Genomic DNA, 18,172 nt, shown 5'->3' with positions numbered 1-18,172 from the left:
GATAGAAAGCGTATACATATATAATAATGGCACAAATAATACAATGGTTCCCTGGCCATATGGCTAAAGCCTTTCGCTTAATGCGCGAAAATTTAAAACTGGTTGACGTTATTTTTGAGCTGGTTGATGCACGAATTCCAGAGAGTTCACGTAATCCAGAAGTTGATAAGTTAATTGGTTCGAAGCCACGCCTGTTGATTATGACAAAGGCAGATTTAGCAGATCCTGAACAAATCCGTGCTTGGAAGGCGCGATTTGAATCAGAAGGGCATACTGTTTTAGTGCTTGACACACGTGATCCACGCACGCCACAATTAGTTACAAAAGCAGCGCGACGTGCTGTTTCAGCAAAAAAAGCAGCGCAAACAGCACGTGGTATTCAAGACCAACCGATTCGTGCCATGATTACTGGTATTCCAAATGTCGGAAAATCAACTTTGCTCAACCATTTGGTTATGAAAAACGTTGCACCAACTGCAGATCGTCCTGGTGTGACTAAAAAAATTGCTTGGTTGAAAACACCAACCAAACTAGATTTATTAGATTCACCTGGTGTGTTGTGGCCTAAATTTGAAGATCAAATCATTGGCATGAAATTAGCATTAACGGGGGCCGTTAAAGATACAATTTTTGCCAAAGATGATGCGGCGTTATTTTTGATTGAATTTTTTAGAAATTATCGACCTGAATCGATTATTGAAAGATATCATTTAGCAGAGGATATTTTTGATCAAGAAAATGTGCAAATACTACTCGAAATCACAAATAAACTTGGCTTTAAAGATAATTATGAAAAAGCGAGTGAACGTTTATTAAATGATTTACGTAAGGGGAAGCTTGGAACCTTTACGTTAGATTTAATTGTGCCGACAGATGACTGAAACAATTGGTCATATTAAGTCTTTATTAAAAAACATTGACAATGTATCCGATGTGCGTTTATCACAATGGCGAAAGGATTCGCGGTTAGGGGTTCAAACAGCGTTACAATCATGGGACAAGCGTTATGCAAAATCACAGCAACAAGAACAGGCATTTCAAGGACGTTTTGCTTTTGAGCGTCATTATTGGCAGCAAGGGATCACTCATATTGCTGGTGTTGATGAAGTTGGTCGTGGCCCTTTAGCGGGTCCGGTAATTGCAGCAGCAGTCATTTTACCATCTGATTTCCATAATGTTGAGGTGATTGATTCAAAGCAAGTGTCAGCACAAAAACGTGAAGCATTGTATGAATTAATTATTGAACAGGCGGTTTCAATTGGGGTTGGTGTTGTTGATGCCGCAATAATAGACGATATTAATATTTATCAAGCAGCGCGATTGGCAATGACAAAAGCAGTTAAAGATCTTGCACCGGAACCAGAAGTGTTGCTAATTGATGCGATGTCATTAGATGTCCCAATGATGCAAGAAGCATTGATAAAAGGAGATGCACTCAGTAATTCGATTGGCGCCGCAAGTATTGTCGCTAAAGTGACGCGTGATCGTTTAATGTCTGACTATGATTTGATTTATCCAGGTTATGGTTTTGCTAGTAATGCAGGCTATGGCACTAAAGATCATTTAGCTGGTCTTGAAAAGCTAGGTGTTACGCCAATTCATCGCCGATCTTTTGGGCCAGTTCGTGAACAATTGTAAACGCAAAAAAGGAATATGACACGTTTAATTAGCGTGAATATTCCTTTTTTTATTATCAAAAATTTTAATTGATCAGCAATTAAAGTATCGTGACTTTGCGTTTATCTAATGTGATGGTACCATTTTTGGTTAATTTTTTAAATAGGCGACTTAATGTTTCTGGTGTGATATGCAACGAAGAAGCTAATTCTTTTTTTGTAATGGCTAATTTAAAGGTGTTATTTAACTGAATTGCAGCAATTTCATGGAGATATTTGAGTAGCCGCTCATCTGCACTTTGCAATGACAAACTAATTTGACGTTGTTCTAGTTCAGTCAATCGTTTTCCATATGTATTTAACATATTTAACGCTAATTTAGGATTGTCATGTAATAAATTTTGAAAATCTTTGCGACGAATCAGGCAGACACTTGAATCAGATCTTGCACGAGCAAAATGATGGTGTATTGCATCGGTAAATAAAGAAGACTCAACATCAACTTGATGGCTATATAGTGAGTATAAACGTAATTCCTGACCACTATCATTAATATTTAAAATATCTATTTTTCCAGTGTCCACAATAAGTAATGCAGACAAATCATCATCCGGCTCATAAATATAACTGCCAGCAGTATATTTTTTTTGGTGTATCGAAATATTAACGAGTTGCTCAATTAACTCATCGGAAAGTTGGGAAAAAATAGGCGCGGCCTTAAGACAGGCAAAAGCAGAATGTGACATTTTTCACTCTTTCTTGACATAAGTCAATTTATTCTATGTGAATTAATTATACAATAAAAATAACAATAAAAGTGAAATTCCTTTGGAGGATATATTATGAAAGTTATTATTATTGGCGCAACACATGCTGGCACAGCAACAATTAAATCTATAACAAAAAGGCATCCAGATGTTGAGGTGGATGTTTATGAGAAAAATGACAACGTTTCTTTCCTTTCTTGTGGTATTGCCTTAACTGTTCAGGGAGAAGTTAAAAATATTGAGGACCTATTCTATTCGTCACCAGAAATCTTAACAGAAGCGGGTGCGAATATTCACATGAATCACGAAGTGACACATGTTGATACAGTGCATAAAACAGTTGATGTCTTAAATCTCATTACCAAGGAAACAACTACAGAAAGTTATGATAAATTGGTTGCGTCTACTGGTTCATGGCCCGTCGTGCCACCGATTCCGGGAATTGATGATAAGCGGGTTGTCTTATCAAAAAACTATACGCATGCGCAAGAATTGATACGCTATGCCAATGACGACAGCATCAAGCGCGTCGTCATAATTGGCGGTGGTTATATCGGTACTGAACTTGTTGAGGCATTTAATGTGAAAGGCCGTGAGGTCACACTAATTGATAATCAACCGACAGTCTTGAATCGTTATTTTGATGCTGAATTTACTCAAAATGTCGCAAACTTGTTTAAACGCCACGGCATTGCTGTTGAAACTGGCAAAATGGTAAAGGCTTTTGAAAGTACTGAAGAAGCAATTATTATTAAAACTGATGCTGGTGATTTTTCAGCTGATTTAGTGGTTATGTCTGTAGGATTCCGACCAACAACACAGCTATTTAAAGGTCAACTCGAAATGACCCAAAATGGGGCATTAATCGTGAATGACTATATGCAAACTAGCGATCCTGATGTTTTTGCTGCAGGTGATTCAGTTGCTGTCCATTATAACCCTACTGGTGAAAATGCCTATATTCCTTTGGCTACTAATGCTGTACGTCAGGGAACATTAATCGGCTATAACTTGACCACACCAACGATTAAATACATGGGTACGCAATCAACTTCTGGTTTGAAGCTATATGATTTAAATATGGCATCTTCCGGGTTAACTGCGGCCCATGCAAAAGAATTAGGACTTGATGCTGATAGTTTGACAATGACCGACAATTTTAGACCAGAGTTTATGTCGTCTACTGAGCCAGTATTGATGACTATCACTTGGGAGAAGGGCACAAAACGTATTTTAGGTGTGCAATTTCAAAGTAAATATGATATTTCGCAATCAGCTAATACGGCATCGGTGGCGATTCAAAATCGTATGACCTTGACTGATTTAGCTTTCGTAGATATGCTATTTCAACCGTGGTTTGATCGACCATTTAATTATCTGAATCTTTTAGCGCAAGCGGCATTGGATCAAGAAGAAAATTAAGCAACATTAAAAGCCTCTCATTTTGAGAGGCTTTTAATGTCTGCGCTGTGACAAAACGGTATTTTACTTTGAAAGGTATTTATCTGTTTTTTGTGCGATAGTTAAGACATCGCCAGTCGTTGTCATGTTGATTTTACTATAAACCATGACTGGTATATCTGTTATTTCTGCTGCGACTAAGGGGAGGGCTTTTAAAATAGCCATAAGCTGATTATAGTCACCTTCCAAGGTTGATTCAAAAGCACCAACTTGATAATTTATACCAGAGTGGTCAATATAGGCAATCACATGGTCAACGATGCGAATCGTCTCTGACTTGTCGGCAGTCATAGGTAATACTTGAACAGCAATACTTGCATTGATTTGAGACATCAGGATACCCTTGCTTTCGTTTGATTTATCTATACCTTGCTTAATTATATAAGCAAGTCTACAGGCGTTACTTTAGCACAAGACAGCTATTTCTGCAAATGTTGTAGTCATTATAATAAAAGTTGTCAAACAGCGATTGTTTTATTATACTTGAATGGTGTAATAAAGCGATTGCTGTTCTGTCATCACAGACAAATATAGTTTGGAGTATGGATCATATGTTTTATGTTATTGGTTTGTTTGCTGGATTTATTTTGGCCAATCAAAGCCCGATTAATGCTAAGTTGGGTGGCATTGTGAAATCACCCTTTGTTTCTAGCCTAATTTCTTTCACAATTGGCACGATGTTTTTAATAGTTATTTATTTTGTTAGTGGGCAACATATTGTAAGTATTGATCATATTGTAAGAACTAACCCTTGGTGGATTTGGTTAGGTGGCGTTATAGGCGTTGTTTATTTAACATCTAATATTTTAATGTTTCCAAAGTTAGGTGCGATTCAAACCATTATTTTACCGATTGTGGGCCAGGTTATTATGGGTGTTATTATTGATAATTACGGTCTTTTTGGTGTTAACCAAGTGCCTTTATCGTGGGTAAAAATAAGCGGCCTATTTATTTTGTTTATTGGTATTTATATTGCCGTTGTATTAGCAAGCAAACGTGTTACAAAACTAAATGCAACTACTATTAAAAAATCAAAAGTAACGATGACATTAAATACGTGGCGTATTTGGGGAGTTGCAGTGGGGGCATTATCAGCGGTTCAACAAGCAATCAACGGCCATTTAGGGGATTTACTTGGTTCAGCCGTAGCCAGTGCGGTTATATCATTTGCGGTTGGTACTGTGCTTATTTTAGTCTTTGTATTGGTTAGAGAACCACGGTTGTTGGCAGGCATAGTACAGTTGAGAACACAACCATTATGGTTACTTATTGGTGGTGTGTTAGGCAGTTTGTTTGTATTTTCAACAACATTTTTGGTTCCTAGAGTAGGCGCTGGTATGACTGTCACACTAGGATTAACGGGGTCGATATTAGGATCAATGGTTGTCTCACAGTTTGGCTTATGGCAGTCACTTAAACAACGTGTGACACGTTTGCAAATCAGTGGTATTTTTCTCATGCTGATAGGTGTTGTGTTGATTAAATTTGGTTAAAACAACTGATTCCTAGTATGTTTTGAACATTTATAATATTTTGACAGCAATAGGTTAATGACATTTTTGATAATAGTGTCATATTTGGTAGAGAAGGATAGTGTATGTTTCAAAAAATAAAAAAGTGTTTAAAATGGTTTGGCATACTATTAACTACCGTGGTCATTATTGTGACAATAGCTGTAACGACGTCTCCATGGCCCAGCGCTTATGTCATTGGGCGTATGTTTAATGGCCCCGTGAAAATCACTGATAAAGAGGTGTTCGAGCAAGCAAAGAAAAATGTTGCGGTTAAAAGTGATGTGCACTATGAGTCTACGACAAAAAAGAATACATTAGATATATATACACCTAAAAAAGAGACAAAACCAGTAACGACTTTAATATGGGTACATGGCGGTGGGTACGTTGGCGGCGATAAATCAGGTATGCGGGAGTTTGCCACGAGACTAGTTAATGATACACATGTTGCTGTTGTTAGTATCAATTATCAAACTGCACCGTCAGCTATATATCCGAGTCAAGTGCGACAAGTCAATGATGTCGTAAAATTTTTGAAAACGACGCCTGCGTACTACCAAAAATTGGCTATTTCACGTGTTATGTTTGGGGGTGATTCAGCGGGTGCACAGATTGCGTTGCAATATGCAACTATTCAAACAAACGCAAATTATGCCAAAAAAATGGCAATGCCAGCTGAATTAGATGCCGATCACATCAGGGGAACAATTTCTTACTGTGGCCCACTTGATTTACAACAGGTAGCTAAGCAACAACCAAAATCATTGCTCATGAGGTGGTTTATCAATACAGTCGCTTGGAGTGAGTTGGGTGATAAAAACTGGCGTCAATCTGATACGTTGCAACAAGCGTCACTCGTTAAACAAATCACCAGTCAATTTCCGCCAACCTACATAACGGATGGTAATGCCTATTCGTTTCAAGAACAAGGATTAGCATTTGAAAAACGGTTACAACAATTACATATCCCTGTTACGAGTTTATTTTTCAATCACGATCAAAAAGAAGTGACACATGAGTATCAGTTTAATTACCAAACGTCAGTCGCTAAACAATGTTACGATGAGACACGGCATTTTGTTATGCAGTATCAATAAAAAAGTTGTGTTTTTTAATTTAGCGTGAATTTTTCATGATGTATTTTGGCATATTAATGAGTTGTTTATAAGAATTATGATGTAGTTGTTAACCATGCGTTTTTAGGGTGGCAAGCCGTATAGAATTAATATCAGACTGCGTGGCAATTAATTGTCGCGCATTTTTTATTTTTAAGTTAGTTATAAAATTATTATTTAACGCTTTAAATGACTGATAGCATTGATTATAGGTGCGAAATATTATTTTTAATAGCAATGGTCATGTTTTAAAAGTAACAATTTGATTTGACTTTTTATATTTGTTTTTCTACAATGCTTTATATAGTGTAAAGGGGAAAAACAGATGTTAGACAAGACAATTTACAAGCAGATTTTTAAAGCTAGTTTTAACGCCCCAATCGACGTTGAATTCTGGGATGGTGAACAAGTGAGCTATGGCGATGGCGAACCCATTGCTAAAATCATCTTACATGAAATTATACCAATCAAGGATATCATGTCACATGCATCATTGACTTTTGGTGAAGCCTATATGGCTGGCAAAATTGAAATTCAAGGTGATTTACAAAGATTAGTTAGTACGGTATACAGTTCAAAAGAAAGCTTTTTGAATAATTCTAAGTTTTCAAAATTAATTCCAAAACAATCACATACTGAAAAAACAAGTAAAGCTGATGTCCAAAGTCATTATGACATTGGAAATGAGTTTTACGAAATGTGGCTTGATCCAACGATGACTTATTCATGTGCCTATTTTGTTAGTGAGGATGATTCATTAGAAGATGCACAATGGAATAAAGTACGTCATATCTTAAATAAATTGCATACTAAACCTGGTGAAACTGTGCTAGACATTGGTTGTGGATGGGGAACATTGCTGTTTACTGCAGCTAAGGAATACAACTTAGAGGCGACAGGCGTTACTTTGAGCCAGGAACAATATGATTTTGTGTCAGATAAAATTATCGCAGAAGGTCTGCAAGATCGTGTTCATATTTATTTAAAGGATTATCGTGAACTTGAACAAACTTATGATCATGTTACTTCTGTTGGTATGTTTGAACATGTTGGTAAAGAAAACTTGGAAGAATACTTTATACAGGTTAAAAACCGTTTGGTTGATAACGGCACTGCCTTAATTCATGGTATTACTGGGCAACATGATGGGGCTGGTGTAGATGCTTGGATTAATAAATATATTTTCCCAGGTGGTTATATTCCTAATATTGCTGAAAATATCGGTCACATTATGAACGCATCAATGCAAATAGATGATGTTGAACCACTACGTCGTCACTATCAAAAGACGTTAGAGATTTGGACTGAGAACTTTCATCATGTTAGCGAAGAAGTTATTTCGAAGTATGGAGAACGCTTCTATCGCATGTGGGATCTTTATTTGCAAGCATGTGCTGCCTCATTTGAATCAGGTAATATTGACGTCGTTCAGTATTTACTAACAAAGGGACCTTCAGGTAAAAACTTACCAATGACGCGTTCTTACATTTATAATGCTGATATGGCCCATGGTGTGAAATAATTTGACTTAAAAGCTACTAATCATGTGATTAGTAGCTTTTTTAATGTCATAATAAGACGATATAAAACTTTCTGAGTTGTGATTATAATAACTAATAGTTGACAGATGAGCTGAATAAGACTATATTGTAAGCGGTTACAGTATAGTCTTATTTATTATACTAGAATCATCCGTATAACAAATAAAACGGGACAGTTTTTGCATATAGAAAGCAGGTAAAAAATGGTAGAAGCAGATTTTGGCGTTGTTGGTTTAGCAGTGATGGGGCGTAATTTAGCACTTAACATTGAATCGCGGGGTTATCATGTTGCAGTATACAATCGCTCGCGTGAGCGAACTGAAGATTTGATTACTAAGCATGCAGATAAAAAGTTTGTGCCGAGTTATTCAATTGAATCATTTGTACAAGCAATTAAAACACCACGACGTATTTTATTGATGGTTAAGGCTGGTAAAGGAACAGATGCCGTTATTGATGAATTGGTGCCACACTTAGCAAAAGGGGATATGTTAATTGATGGGGGCAACACTTATTTTGAAGATACAATACGTCGTTCGGACAAATTAGCGCAATCTGGTATTAATTTTATTGGCATGGGCGTGTCTGGCGGCGAATTAGGTGCACTACAAGGTCCCTCGTTGATGCCTGGTGGTCAGCGAGAAGCATATGACCTAGTTGCACCTGTTTTGCGTCAAATTGCTGCTAGAGCCCCTGAAGATGACCAACCAACAGTGACTTATGTTGGTCCTAACGGTGCAGGGCACTATGTTAAAATGGTGCATAATGGTATTGAATACGGTGATATGCAACTCATTTCAGAGTCATATGACATTTTAAAACGCATATTAAAACTAGATCATAACAATCTAGCAGCGACTTTTTCTCACTGGAATGATGGCGAATTGAACTCATATTTAATCGAAATTACAGCTGATATTTTGACAAGAAAAGACGATTTAGGTTCTGGTAAACCAATTGTTGATATGATTTTAGATCGCGCAGGAAATAAAGGGACTGGTAAATGGTCTTCACAATCCGCGCTGGCTGTTGGTGCGCCACAGTCATTAATTACGGAATCTGTGTACGCGCGTTATATTTCAGCTATGAAGGCTGATCGTATGGCTGCCTCTCAGGTGTTGTCGGGTCCGGAATTTACGTTTACTGGGGATGTTGATGCCACCAAGGAAGACATCCGTCGGGCGTTGTACTTTGGTAAAATCATGTCTTACGCACAGGGATTTGATCAATTACGCATGGCTTCTGATCATTATGATTGGGAGTTACCTTTTGGTAAATTAGCGCAATTATGGCGTGCGGGAGCCATAATTCGTGCACAATTCTTACAACGAATCACTGATGCCTATGTTACGAATACCAAATTGCACAATTTACTTTTGGATGCCTATTTTAAAAATATTGCTGAATCATATCAAAGTGCCACTCGTCGGGTAGTAGCATTGGCGGTTAGTGCTGGTGTACCAACGCCAGCACTCTCAGCGGCTATTGCCTACTATGACTCATATCGATCAGAAGTTTTGCCAGCAAATTTGGTACAAGCACAGCGTGATTATTTTGGGGCACATACGTATGAAAGAATTGATAAGCCAGCGGGGGAAATGTATCATTTTTCATGGTATGACGAAGCGTAATAACAAGGCGACGATGCTTTTAAGATTTGACGTAGTTTTTAAACTAAGTTATGTGATAATATCCTGAGGTATCTGGTCGTGTTCTAAGGCTGATGTCACTTGCTTTTAATGTGCTTTTCTGGTAGTATTAAGATACTAAAATACTTTTTTATAAACTTGTACTTCTTGCGGGAGTAGCGACGAACCATCGTGGGAAACCGACTATAATCATACTTTACTATGGGTATGACGGCCAACCTTAATCAGCGAGACGCAAAGAAACTTTTCTTAAAAGGAGTGTTACAAGAACATGAAAACAAAGGATGACGACAACGTCCCCATACCCGAGCCGTTATTGCACAATTATCACGCTGAAGACTGGCAAAAAGTTATCAAAGATTTTGAGGGACACTATCCGTCAGGTTTAACAGACGACGAAGTAAGTGCTAAGTTAACAACCTATGGTTTTAATGAAATGTCATTAAAATCAACGCCGAAATGGCTGATATTTTTAAAGCAATTTAATAATGTTATTATTTACATTTTAATTGCGGCCGCATTATTGACATTGTTGATGCGTCATTATTCTGATGCTACGGTTATTGGGCTGGTTGTTATTATTAATGCCTTAATTGGCTATTTTCAAGAGATTAATGCCAGTAATGCCCTAGAAAAAATTAAAAACATGCTGTCTGTTGAGGCAACCGTGATTCGTAACGGAACGCGATTTGACATACCATCTAGAAATCTAGTGCCTGGAGATCTTGTTTATCTAGAGGCAGGGGATAATGTACCGGCCGATTTGAGAATTGTGGATTCTGACAATTTAAGAATTCAAGAGTCCTCTTTGACTGGTGAAGCAGATTCAGTCTTGAAATCTGATATGAGCGTAGCTACCAAAACACCATTAGCTGAGCGTGTTAATATGGCCTATGCAACAACAGCGGTTACTAATGGTAGTGCAACTGGTATTGTGATAGCGACAGGTCTTAAAACAGAAATCGGTTTGATTTCACAGAGTGTGTCAGATGTAAAAGATAATAAGTCCCCCCTGACAAAAGAATTAGACACATTGGGCCGTGGTATCTCATGGTTTATTATCGGTGTTGCAGTAGTCACTTTTGTATTAGGTTGGGTCATGAATGTTTATACATTACCTGTCCTAGCAATGGCTATTATCACAATGATTGTTGGGTCGATGCCGGAAGGATTGCCAGCCGCAACATCGGTTATTTTGGCCACTGGCGTGCAAACATTAACTAAACAACGTGCCATTGTTAAAACGTTACCCGCGGCAGAAACATTGGGTGCTGTCGATATTATTGCTTCTGATAAAACGGGAACATTAACTAAAAATGAAATGACTTTGCAAGATATTGTTATCGATCAATCACAATATCGTGTTACTGGGACAGGTTATGCACCAGACGGTCAAATCTTTAAAAATGACATTGCTATTGATGCGTCTCAAGATGAAAAATTAGAAATGTTTTTGACGATGGGACAACAGGCCAACGATACATTCCTTGTATCAGAAAACGAGCAATGGCAACTCAATGGTGAACCAACTGATGCGGCATTTTTGTCAACTTACTATAAGGCTTTTGGTCAAAAAGTACCAAAGTTAAAAGAAATTGATCGCATGCCTTTTGATTCAGACTATCGTTATATGGCACGTTTGGTAGAAAATCAAAAGGGCCATCGATTTATTGCTATTAAAGGGTCGCCTGACAAATTGTTTGAGTTAGCAAGCCGTTCAAAAGATTTTGATCGTGATTATTGGTTACAGTTAGCACAACAATTTTCAAAAACTGGGAAGCGTGTTATTGCAGTTGGTTATCATGATGTAGCAGCTGATGAAAACGAAGTGACGCATGAATTATTAGCCTCAACTGGCATCACGTTTCTTGGTTTAGCAGCTATTATTGATCCACCAAGGCCAGAAGTTGTTAAAGCGATTGAAGACATGCGTCAGGCTGGTATTCGTGTGAAAATGATTACTGGAGACAGTCCAGATACAGCTATGGCAATTGGGCGACAATTAGGGCTAGCTGATGATATTAAAGCGATGACAGGTGTTGATGTTGATGCATTGAACGATCAAGAACTTGCTGCAATTGTGACCAAATACGATGTGTTTGCACGTACGACACCACAAAATAAATTACGTATCGTACAGGCGTTTCAAGCAAATGGTTTAGTAACTGCGATGACAGGGGATGGTGTCAATGACGCGCCAGCGCTTAAAAAAGCTGATATTGGTGTGGCAATGGGTATCAAAGGAACGGATGTTGCGAAAGACTCTGCTGATATGGTTTTGGCTAATGATGATTTCTCTACTATCAAAATTGCGATTGAACAAGGTAGAAGACTATACGACAATATTCGTAAAACCATCTTGTTCTTGTTACCTACAAGTTTTGCTGAAGGTTTGATTGTTGTCATGAGTATTTTTTTGCGGCAACCTATGCCATTAACACCAACACAATTATTATGGATTAATATGGTCTCGGCAATCACGATTCAATTGGCCTTTATCTTTGAGCCGGCTGAACCTGGATTAATGAACCGACCACCACGTAAAACAAGTGCTAAATTAATGAATCGCCATGATATCGTTCAAATGACGTATGTCAGTGTACTGATTGCGGCTGTTGGCCTAGCAGTTTTTGAAATTCTAGGATCTAGTGTTAGTTTTGCTGTTGCCAGTACAATGGTAGTCAATATTATCATTTTTGGAAAAATATTTTATTTATTTAACATTCGAACAGAAGCACCAGTATTGAGCCGTTCCCTATGGTCTAATCCAATGGCTTTTGTTGCGGTTGGATTAATGATTGCCTTACAAATTTTATTTACTTACGTGCCTTTCATGCAAGATGTCTTTTCAACCGCTGATTTATCATGGTTTAATTGGATAATTGTTGTGGTAACAGGGGCTATTGTATTAGTCATCACAGAAATTCATAAATATTTCCGTCTGCATAAACAAGCATAATTGCTATGTATTTACCATGTGATTAGCACATAACTTGTAATATATGATCTAAAAAGTTACAATCAGGTTAAACGTTGATTGTAATATTGAAAAGGAGAATATAATTATGGCAAAAGAAAAACACGGCACTGGTTTTTGGGGTAAATTATCCTTATTGTTAGCGGTTGGTCAGTTATTGTTTAGTCTTTATCATGAAATTCAAAGTTCTCGATCACGTAAAAAATAATTAATCATGAAGCTATACGTTAGATAACTAGTCGCTGTCATCTGCATTGTTAAAGGAGCATACTATGTTAAAAAATGTTATCAAATTTGCACTCGCTACAACATTAGTTGTGAGTGGATTAGTGATTGGGACTACTATTTTTACGGCCAAAGGGATTGATAAGTTGGGCGATAAATTAGAAGATAATCTATATGATTAATAATCTTTAAATTGGTTATCCAAAGCAACAGTCAAAGCATAATTGCTTTGACTGTTGCTTTTTTGAATAGAGACTAACTCAGGCGTTGTAAACACTTTAATTGTAAGCGCCATGAGTTAATGATAGAATAAATCTGTGGGACTATAATATTATCATGCGTTATAGGAAATATAATAAAAAATGGAGGCAAAATTATGATTTGGTCATTAATAGTTGGTGCAATCATTGGTGCTATTGCAGGTGCCATCACAAATAAAGGTGAATCGATGGGTTGGATTAGTAACATTATAGCTGGTCTGGTTGGTTCTGCCATTGGTCAAGGTCTACTTGGTCATTGGGGACCAAGTTTAGCAGGGATGGCTATTATCCCTTCAATTATTGGGGCAGTTATTCTTGTACTTATTGTTTCAACGATATTTGGTTCCCAAGTTAAGCGGTAAAAATGGTGCTTAGAACCATTTCTTTTAAAATTAAAGTTTTATCAGGTCAATTAAATGAGTCGTCATATTGATAGTTAAATTACTCTGATTGATAAGTTAGCTATTTGCCAGTTGATATGGCGCTAAAAAATCTAAAAATTAATTAATAAAGAGGCAATCTAGCAATGCGATTGTCGCAATATAGACTAATTTTTCTACTAGATAATTAATAGTTAGGAGAAAATTAAGTGGATAATAATAATGTACCAGTTTATAAATTAAATGATGGCCATACACTACCTCAGATAGGTTTTGGTACATACCAAATACGAGGGATGCAAGGTGTCGATCAAATTTTAGCAGCTATTCAAATTGGTTACCGTTTGATAGATACATCTACAAATTATGATAGTGAGGGGGCCGTTGGCGAGGCAATCAGGCGATCAGGCATTCCGCGGTCAGCATTTTATGTAACGTCAAAACTTCCGGGTCAATATCATCATAGAGATGATGCTTTAAAGATGCTTGAGGAATCGCTTTTACGTTTACGTTTGGATTATTTAGATTTATATTTAATTCATTGGCCTCTGCCTAAGAGAGATAATTATGTTGAAGCTTGGACTGCTTTGGTTGAAGCACAAAAACGTGGATTAGTACGTTCTATTGGCGTTTCAAATTTTGAAACAGCACATTTAGATCGCATAATTGAGGCAACCGGCGTGGCGCCAGCAGTCAATCAAAATGAAATTCATCCTTATTGGATACAGGATAAGTTGTTGCAAGCCAACCAAGATCGAGGTATTGTTACCGAAGCTTGGAGTCCCTTGGGACGTGGTAGTGACGAATTAAAAGAACAGACTATTTTGTCATTAGCAGATAAATATCACAAAAATGCCGGGCAAATCATTCTGCGTTGGCACTTACAACGTGGTGTTCTGCCTATTCCTAAATCAGGTAGTCTAAAACATCAACACGATAATCTTGAACTTTGGAATTTTGAGTTAACAGCAGATGAAATTACTGCTATTAATGCATTAACAAAAGCCAATGGGCGCGTGAATAATCAAGATCCAAATACTTATGAAGAATTTAATTAGATTACTAAACGCGATAGCTTAGTTATTGTAATTATAAAATGATTCATTTCATAATTTAAAAACTTTCGGATGGCTCATTGGTCAGTACTGAACAAATAAACGTTTTAAAACCCCACTAACGCTACAAGTTAGTGGGGTTATTTTGTGAATATAAATTATTAATTGCAATTATTCTAGTACATCATGAATTGTAATAATGCCAACGACAGTACCATCGTCATCTTCTACCACCAAATTGGATATATTATTAGATGCCATCTTTTTCCATGCTGCGCTGTTACGTGCATTTTGCTTGACACTAATAAATCCTTCAGTCATGTAATCAGCAGCAATTGAACCCTTCACTTGATTAATATACAAAAATTTTTTACGAATATCGCCATCAGTTATGATGCCAATAACTTTGTCTTCAGGCGTTTTAACCAGTGTCATCCCAACACCGAAATCACTGATACGATAAATAACATCATTAATTGGCGTCGTTGTTAAGACATAAGGAATTTTAGTGTGCATAGAATGTGCAACATCACGCAGCAGCATCTTACCAATTGAACCGCCAGGATGATATAGTGCAAAATCCTCACGTTTGAATGCCTTCGCTTTTTCAACAGCAATTAATAGGGCGTCACCCATAACAAGTGTAGCTGTTGTCGAACTTGTAGGGGCTAATTTAGTTGGATCAGCTTCTTCTGCAACGTCTACTTTCAATAAAATATCAGCATTTTTAGCTAATGTTGAATCTTCAGATCCCGTAAGGGCGATCATTTTGAGTTCGTCCTTATGGATGTTTTTTAGCGCAAAAAGTGTTTGTACGACTTCTTGGGTTTCGCCACTATTTGAAATAAAAATAACTAAATCATCTACTGAGACGCGACCCAAGTCACCATGATATGCGGTGCCAGCATCAATGAAGAAGCTGGGTACACCGACAGATGACAATGAAGCAGCTATTTTTTCAGCAATAATGCCTGATTTGCCAATTGCGATAAAAATTGGGCGACCTTTTGTATTTAAAACTGCTTGAACGACCTTATCAAAATGTTCATCTATTGTTTCACGAACTATTTTTAAGGCATCAATTTCTGTGTCAAAAGTAATTTTAGCATCTTCAAAGTAAGTCGTCATTGTCATACACCGCCTTCATTTCAAGATGTTCGTGAAAGAGTTTGTTGGCATTTTCTAGAATAGGTCGAATCTTAGATAAGTAAAGCTGACTATCTTGATCGGAAATCGCTTCAGGTGGGTTAGGGTGTACTTCTGCAAAAATACCATCAATACCTATTGCCAACGCAGCACGCATTAGAGGGAAAGCGTAGTCACGATTACCACCAGAATGGTTGCCATAACCACTTGGGATTTGGACAGAATGTGTGGCATCAAAAATAATCGGATAGCCTGTATCGCGCATTTGAATTAAACTAGTCATGTCAACAACTAATTGGTGATAGCCAAACATTGTTCCGCGTTCTGTTACCAGAATATGTTCATTAGTCTGAGCTACTTTGTTAACCGCACTTTGAATATCTTCTGGTGCCATAAATTGTGCTTTTTTGATATTAACAACACGACCAGTTTTAGCTGCTGCTAATAATAAATCGGTTTGTCTACTTAAGTAGGCAGGTATTTGTAAGACATCAGCTACCTTTGCAACTGGTTCACATTGATAAGATTCGTGAACGTCAGTTACTATAGGTACTTGATATTTGTCTTTAATTTTTTGTAATACTTCCAAGCCAGCCGCCATACCAGCGCCTCGCTCAGATTCAATTGAGCTACGATTTGCCTTATCAAATGAGGCCTTAAAAACATAATTAATGCCTAGTTCGTCTGTAATACTTTTGAGTTTTGCAACTACTTCAGCACATGTTTCATAGGACTCAATGGCACAGGGTCCAGCTAATAGGGTGAGCCGATCATTTCTAAAACCGTATCCTTGAAATACATCAGTTATTTTAGACATCATGTTTTCTCCTAACTTTAGTCACATTAATATTAAATTTTAAAAACATAATTTAACATTATGGCCATTATATCATTTTTTATATGTCATATAATTTAATAATCATTACAAATCAAAAACAATCAAAATACTTGCAAATCAGCATTAATTTTGTTATTCTTTAGGAAATACCTGCTTTCATTAAAAAAAATTTAGAATGAATTGGCATCTTAATTCACTAATTTATAATTAAAAGGAGATATGGATGGCAAATAAAAATGAAAAATATAAGATAAAACATTTTCCAAAACAAAGTCAACCAGCGCCTGGTTTGCAAAATAGAATGTCACCAATACCTGATGATGGGGCGGCAAGTTATATTGGACACGATCGTTTGAAACACAAGAAAGCATTAATTACTGGTGGTGATTCTGGTATTGGTCGTGCAGTGGCAATCGCGTATGCACATGAAGGTGCTGATATTGTATTAAATTATTTGCCTGAAGAAGCATCTGATGCACAAGAAGTTCAAGGCATTATTGAATCATTGGGGCAGCAAATTAAATTAGTCCCAGGTGATTTGAAATCTGAATCGTTTAATCAAAAACTTGTTAACGAGGCTGTTGCTTTCCTTGGTGATATTAATGTCCTCGTTTTAGTAGCGGGTAAGCAACAAGCAGAAATTGATATCACAAATTTATCTACGCAACAACTGACAGATACTTATGCTACTAATGTGTTCAGCTTAGTCTGGTTGATTAAAGCTGCATTGCCACATTTACCACCCAACAGCAGTATTATTACAACCAATTCCATTCAAGCAGACCAACCTTCATCATTTTTAGTTGATTATGCGGGTACCAAAGCTGCAATTAAAAACATGACAATTAGTTTAGCAAAGCAATTTTCAAATCGTGGTATTCGTGTAAATAGTATTTCACCTGGCCCTATTTGGACACCTTTACAAATATCTGGCGGTCAATTACCAGAAAATATTCCAAATTTTGGTCAATCAACACCACTTGGTAGAGCTGGACAACCAGCTGAATTAGCAGGTGCATATGTATTTCTTGCTTCCGATGAATCAAATTACATTACGGGAGAATCAATTAAAGTTACTGGTGGTTTGTAACAATTGTTTTGATTTAATCCTAGAGAAGAGGTCAAAAAATGGCAATATTATCACAAAATATGCAAGACATGATTAATGACCAATTTCCGTTTTTGGCAACCACGAGTCCAGATGGTTCGCCACAAGTTGGTCCGAAAGGGTCGTTACATGTTTTAGACGATTCACATTTAATTTATTATGAACATACATTCAGACATGCTTATGAAAATTTATTAACAAATGGCTTAGTAGCTGTTGCAGTAGTCGATCGATCTGCAGAAAAAGGTTTTAGGTTTGAAGGTAAAGCGCATATTCATGAGAATGATGATTACGCTTCAGAAATTTTGGCGAAAACAAAAATCTATGACAGATTTCCACGTGCTGCTGTAGTGATTATCGATGTAGAACGTATTTATAAGTTAGATAATACATTGGATGCAGGTATGCGACTGGCTTAAATAGTTAGCAAGGTTGTCATTAAATAGCTATATCGAACAACTAACATGAAATAAGCGGGCATCAGTTTTCTTAGAAAACTGATGCCCGCTTATTTAGTGTC

General features: G+C 37.1%; 17 protein-coding genes. 13 read left to right on the top strand and 4 right to left on the bottom strand.

All coding sequences use genetic code 11. The features are described from left to right. The first annotated feature begins 26 nt into the window (after positions 1-26). Both ylqF and AB3K24_RS05310 read left to right on the top strand, forming a co-directional pair. Complete coding sequence (gene ylqF / locus AB3K24_RS05315; RefSeq protein ID WP_367974156.1) at positions 27-881, top strand: ribosome biogenesis GTPase YlqF; 855 nt, start codon at positions 27-29, stop codon at positions 879-881. Beyond that, the gene (locus AB3K24_RS05310) at positions 874-1,638 is read left to right on the top strand and encodes a ribonuclease HII (RefSeq protein WP_367974155.1); all 765 of its coding nucleotides are present in this window, start codon (positions 874-876) and stop codon (positions 1,636-1,638) included. The genes ylqF and AB3K24_RS05310 overlap by 8 nt, the downstream gene beginning before the upstream one ends. A gap of 79 nt (positions 1,639-1,717) precedes the next feature. On the opposite strand, the gene AB3K24_RS05305 is transcribed toward AB3K24_RS05310, so the two are convergent. Beyond that, positions 1,718-2,362: a Crp/Fnr family transcriptional regulator gene (locus AB3K24_RS05305; RefSeq protein WP_367974154.1), complete on the bottom strand. Its 645-nt coding sequence runs from the start codon at positions 2,360-2,362 to the stop codon at positions 1,718-1,720. A gap of 96 nt (positions 2,363-2,458) precedes the next feature. On the opposite strand from AB3K24_RS05305, the gene AB3K24_RS05300 reads away from it, so the two are divergent. Continuing rightward, a complete protein-coding gene (locus AB3K24_RS05300) occupies positions 2,459-3,805 on the top strand; it encodes an FAD-dependent oxidoreductase (RefSeq protein ID WP_367974153.1) in 1,347 nt (448 codons plus the stop codon). 63 nt (positions 3,806-3,868) lie between these two features. On the opposite strand, the gene AB3K24_RS05295 is transcribed toward AB3K24_RS05300, so the two are convergent. Next, positions 3,869-4,177 (bottom strand): thiamine-binding protein, encoded by a 309-nt coding sequence (locus AB3K24_RS05295; protein WP_409201747.1) that lies wholly within the window; start codon positions 4,175-4,177, stop codon positions 3,869-3,871. A 218-nt stretch (positions 4,178-4,395) separates the two neighbouring features. Between AB3K24_RS05295 and AB3K24_RS05290 the strand changes: the two genes are divergently transcribed. The 8 genes from AB3K24_RS05290 to AB3K24_RS05255 all read left to right on the top strand — a co-directional run bounded on the left by AB3K24_RS05290 (position 4,396) and on the right by AB3K24_RS05255 (position 14,563). Continuing rightward, a complete protein-coding gene (locus AB3K24_RS05290; protein WP_367974152.1) occupies positions 4,396-5,337 on the top strand; it encodes a DMT family transporter in 942 nt (313 codons plus the stop codon). Between the two features lie 104 nt (positions 5,338-5,441). Continuing rightward, positions 5,442-6,455, top strand: a complete 1,014-nt coding sequence (locus AB3K24_RS05285; protein WP_367974151.1) for an alpha/beta hydrolase — start codon at positions 5,442-5,444, stop codon at positions 6,453-6,455. A gap of 343 nt (positions 6,456-6,798) precedes the next feature. Continuing rightward, entirely contained in the window at positions 6,799-7,995 is a 1,197-nt protein-coding gene (locus tag AB3K24_RS05280) for a class I SAM-dependent methyltransferase (protein WP_367974150.1), read from the top strand. 222 nt (positions 7,996-8,217) lie between these two features. Next, entirely contained in the window at positions 8,218-9,645 is a 1,428-nt protein-coding gene (gene gndA / locus AB3K24_RS05275; RefSeq protein ID WP_367974149.1) for an NADP-dependent phosphogluconate dehydrogenase, read from the top strand. 289 nt (positions 9,646-9,934) lie between these two features. Further along, positions 9,935-12,622, top strand: coding sequence for an HAD-IC family P-type ATPase (locus tag AB3K24_RS05270; RefSeq protein WP_367974148.1), 2,688 nt, complete (start codon positions 9,935-9,937; stop codon positions 12,620-12,622). A 290-nt stretch (positions 12,623-12,912) separates the two neighbouring features. Then, positions 12,913-13,047, top strand: a complete 135-nt coding sequence (locus AB3K24_RS05265; RefSeq protein ID WP_367974147.1) for a hypothetical protein — start codon at positions 12,913-12,915, stop codon at positions 13,045-13,047. A gap of 194 nt (positions 13,048-13,241) precedes the next feature. Beyond that, entirely contained in the window at positions 13,242-13,487 is a 246-nt protein-coding gene (locus AB3K24_RS05260) for a GlsB/YeaQ/YmgE family stress response membrane protein (protein ID WP_367974146.1), read from the top strand. Positions 13,488-13,714: 227 nt separating this feature from the next. Beyond that, entirely contained in the window at positions 13,715-14,563 is an 849-nt protein-coding gene (locus AB3K24_RS05255; RefSeq protein ID WP_367974145.1) for an aldo/keto reductase, read from the top strand. Positions 14,564-14,731: 168 nt separating this feature from the next. Here AB3K24_RS05255 and AB3K24_RS05250 read toward each other — a convergent pair whose 3' ends face one another. Together AB3K24_RS05250 and kdsA are read right to left on the bottom strand one after the other, a co-directional pair. Next, complete coding sequence (locus AB3K24_RS05250; RefSeq protein WP_367974144.1) at positions 14,732-15,688, bottom strand: KpsF/GutQ family sugar-phosphate isomerase; 957 nt, start codon at positions 15,686-15,688, stop codon at positions 14,732-14,734. Next, the gene (gene kdsA, locus AB3K24_RS05245) at positions 15,672-16,523 is read right to left on the bottom strand and encodes a 3-deoxy-8-phosphooctulonate synthase (protein WP_367975577.1); all 852 of its coding nucleotides are present in this window, start codon (positions 16,521-16,523) and stop codon (positions 15,672-15,674) included. The genes AB3K24_RS05250 and kdsA overlap by 17 nt, the downstream gene beginning before the upstream one ends. Positions 16,524-16,767: 244 nt before the next feature. Between kdsA and AB3K24_RS05240 the strand changes: the two genes are divergently transcribed. Both AB3K24_RS05240 and AB3K24_RS05235 read left to right on the top strand, forming a co-directional pair. Then, entirely contained in the window at positions 16,768-17,634 is an 867-nt protein-coding gene (locus tag AB3K24_RS05240; RefSeq protein ID WP_367974143.1) for an SDR family oxidoreductase, read from the top strand. Positions 17,635-17,672: 38 nt separating this feature from the next. Continuing rightward, the gene (locus AB3K24_RS05235) at positions 17,673-18,071 is read left to right on the top strand and encodes a pyridoxamine 5'-phosphate oxidase family protein (protein WP_367974142.1); all 399 of its coding nucleotides are present in this window, start codon (positions 17,673-17,675) and stop codon (positions 18,069-18,071) included. The last annotated feature ends 101 nt before the right edge of the window (positions 18,072-18,172 follow it).

The organism is Leuconostoc aquikimchii, assembly GCF_040838325.1.
Lineage (GTDB): Bacteria > Bacillota > Bacilli > Lactobacillales > Lactobacillaceae > Leuconostoc > Leuconostoc aquikimchii.
Note: the sequence above shows the minus strand (reverse complement) of the source record. Positions and strands in the feature narration are given on the sequence as shown.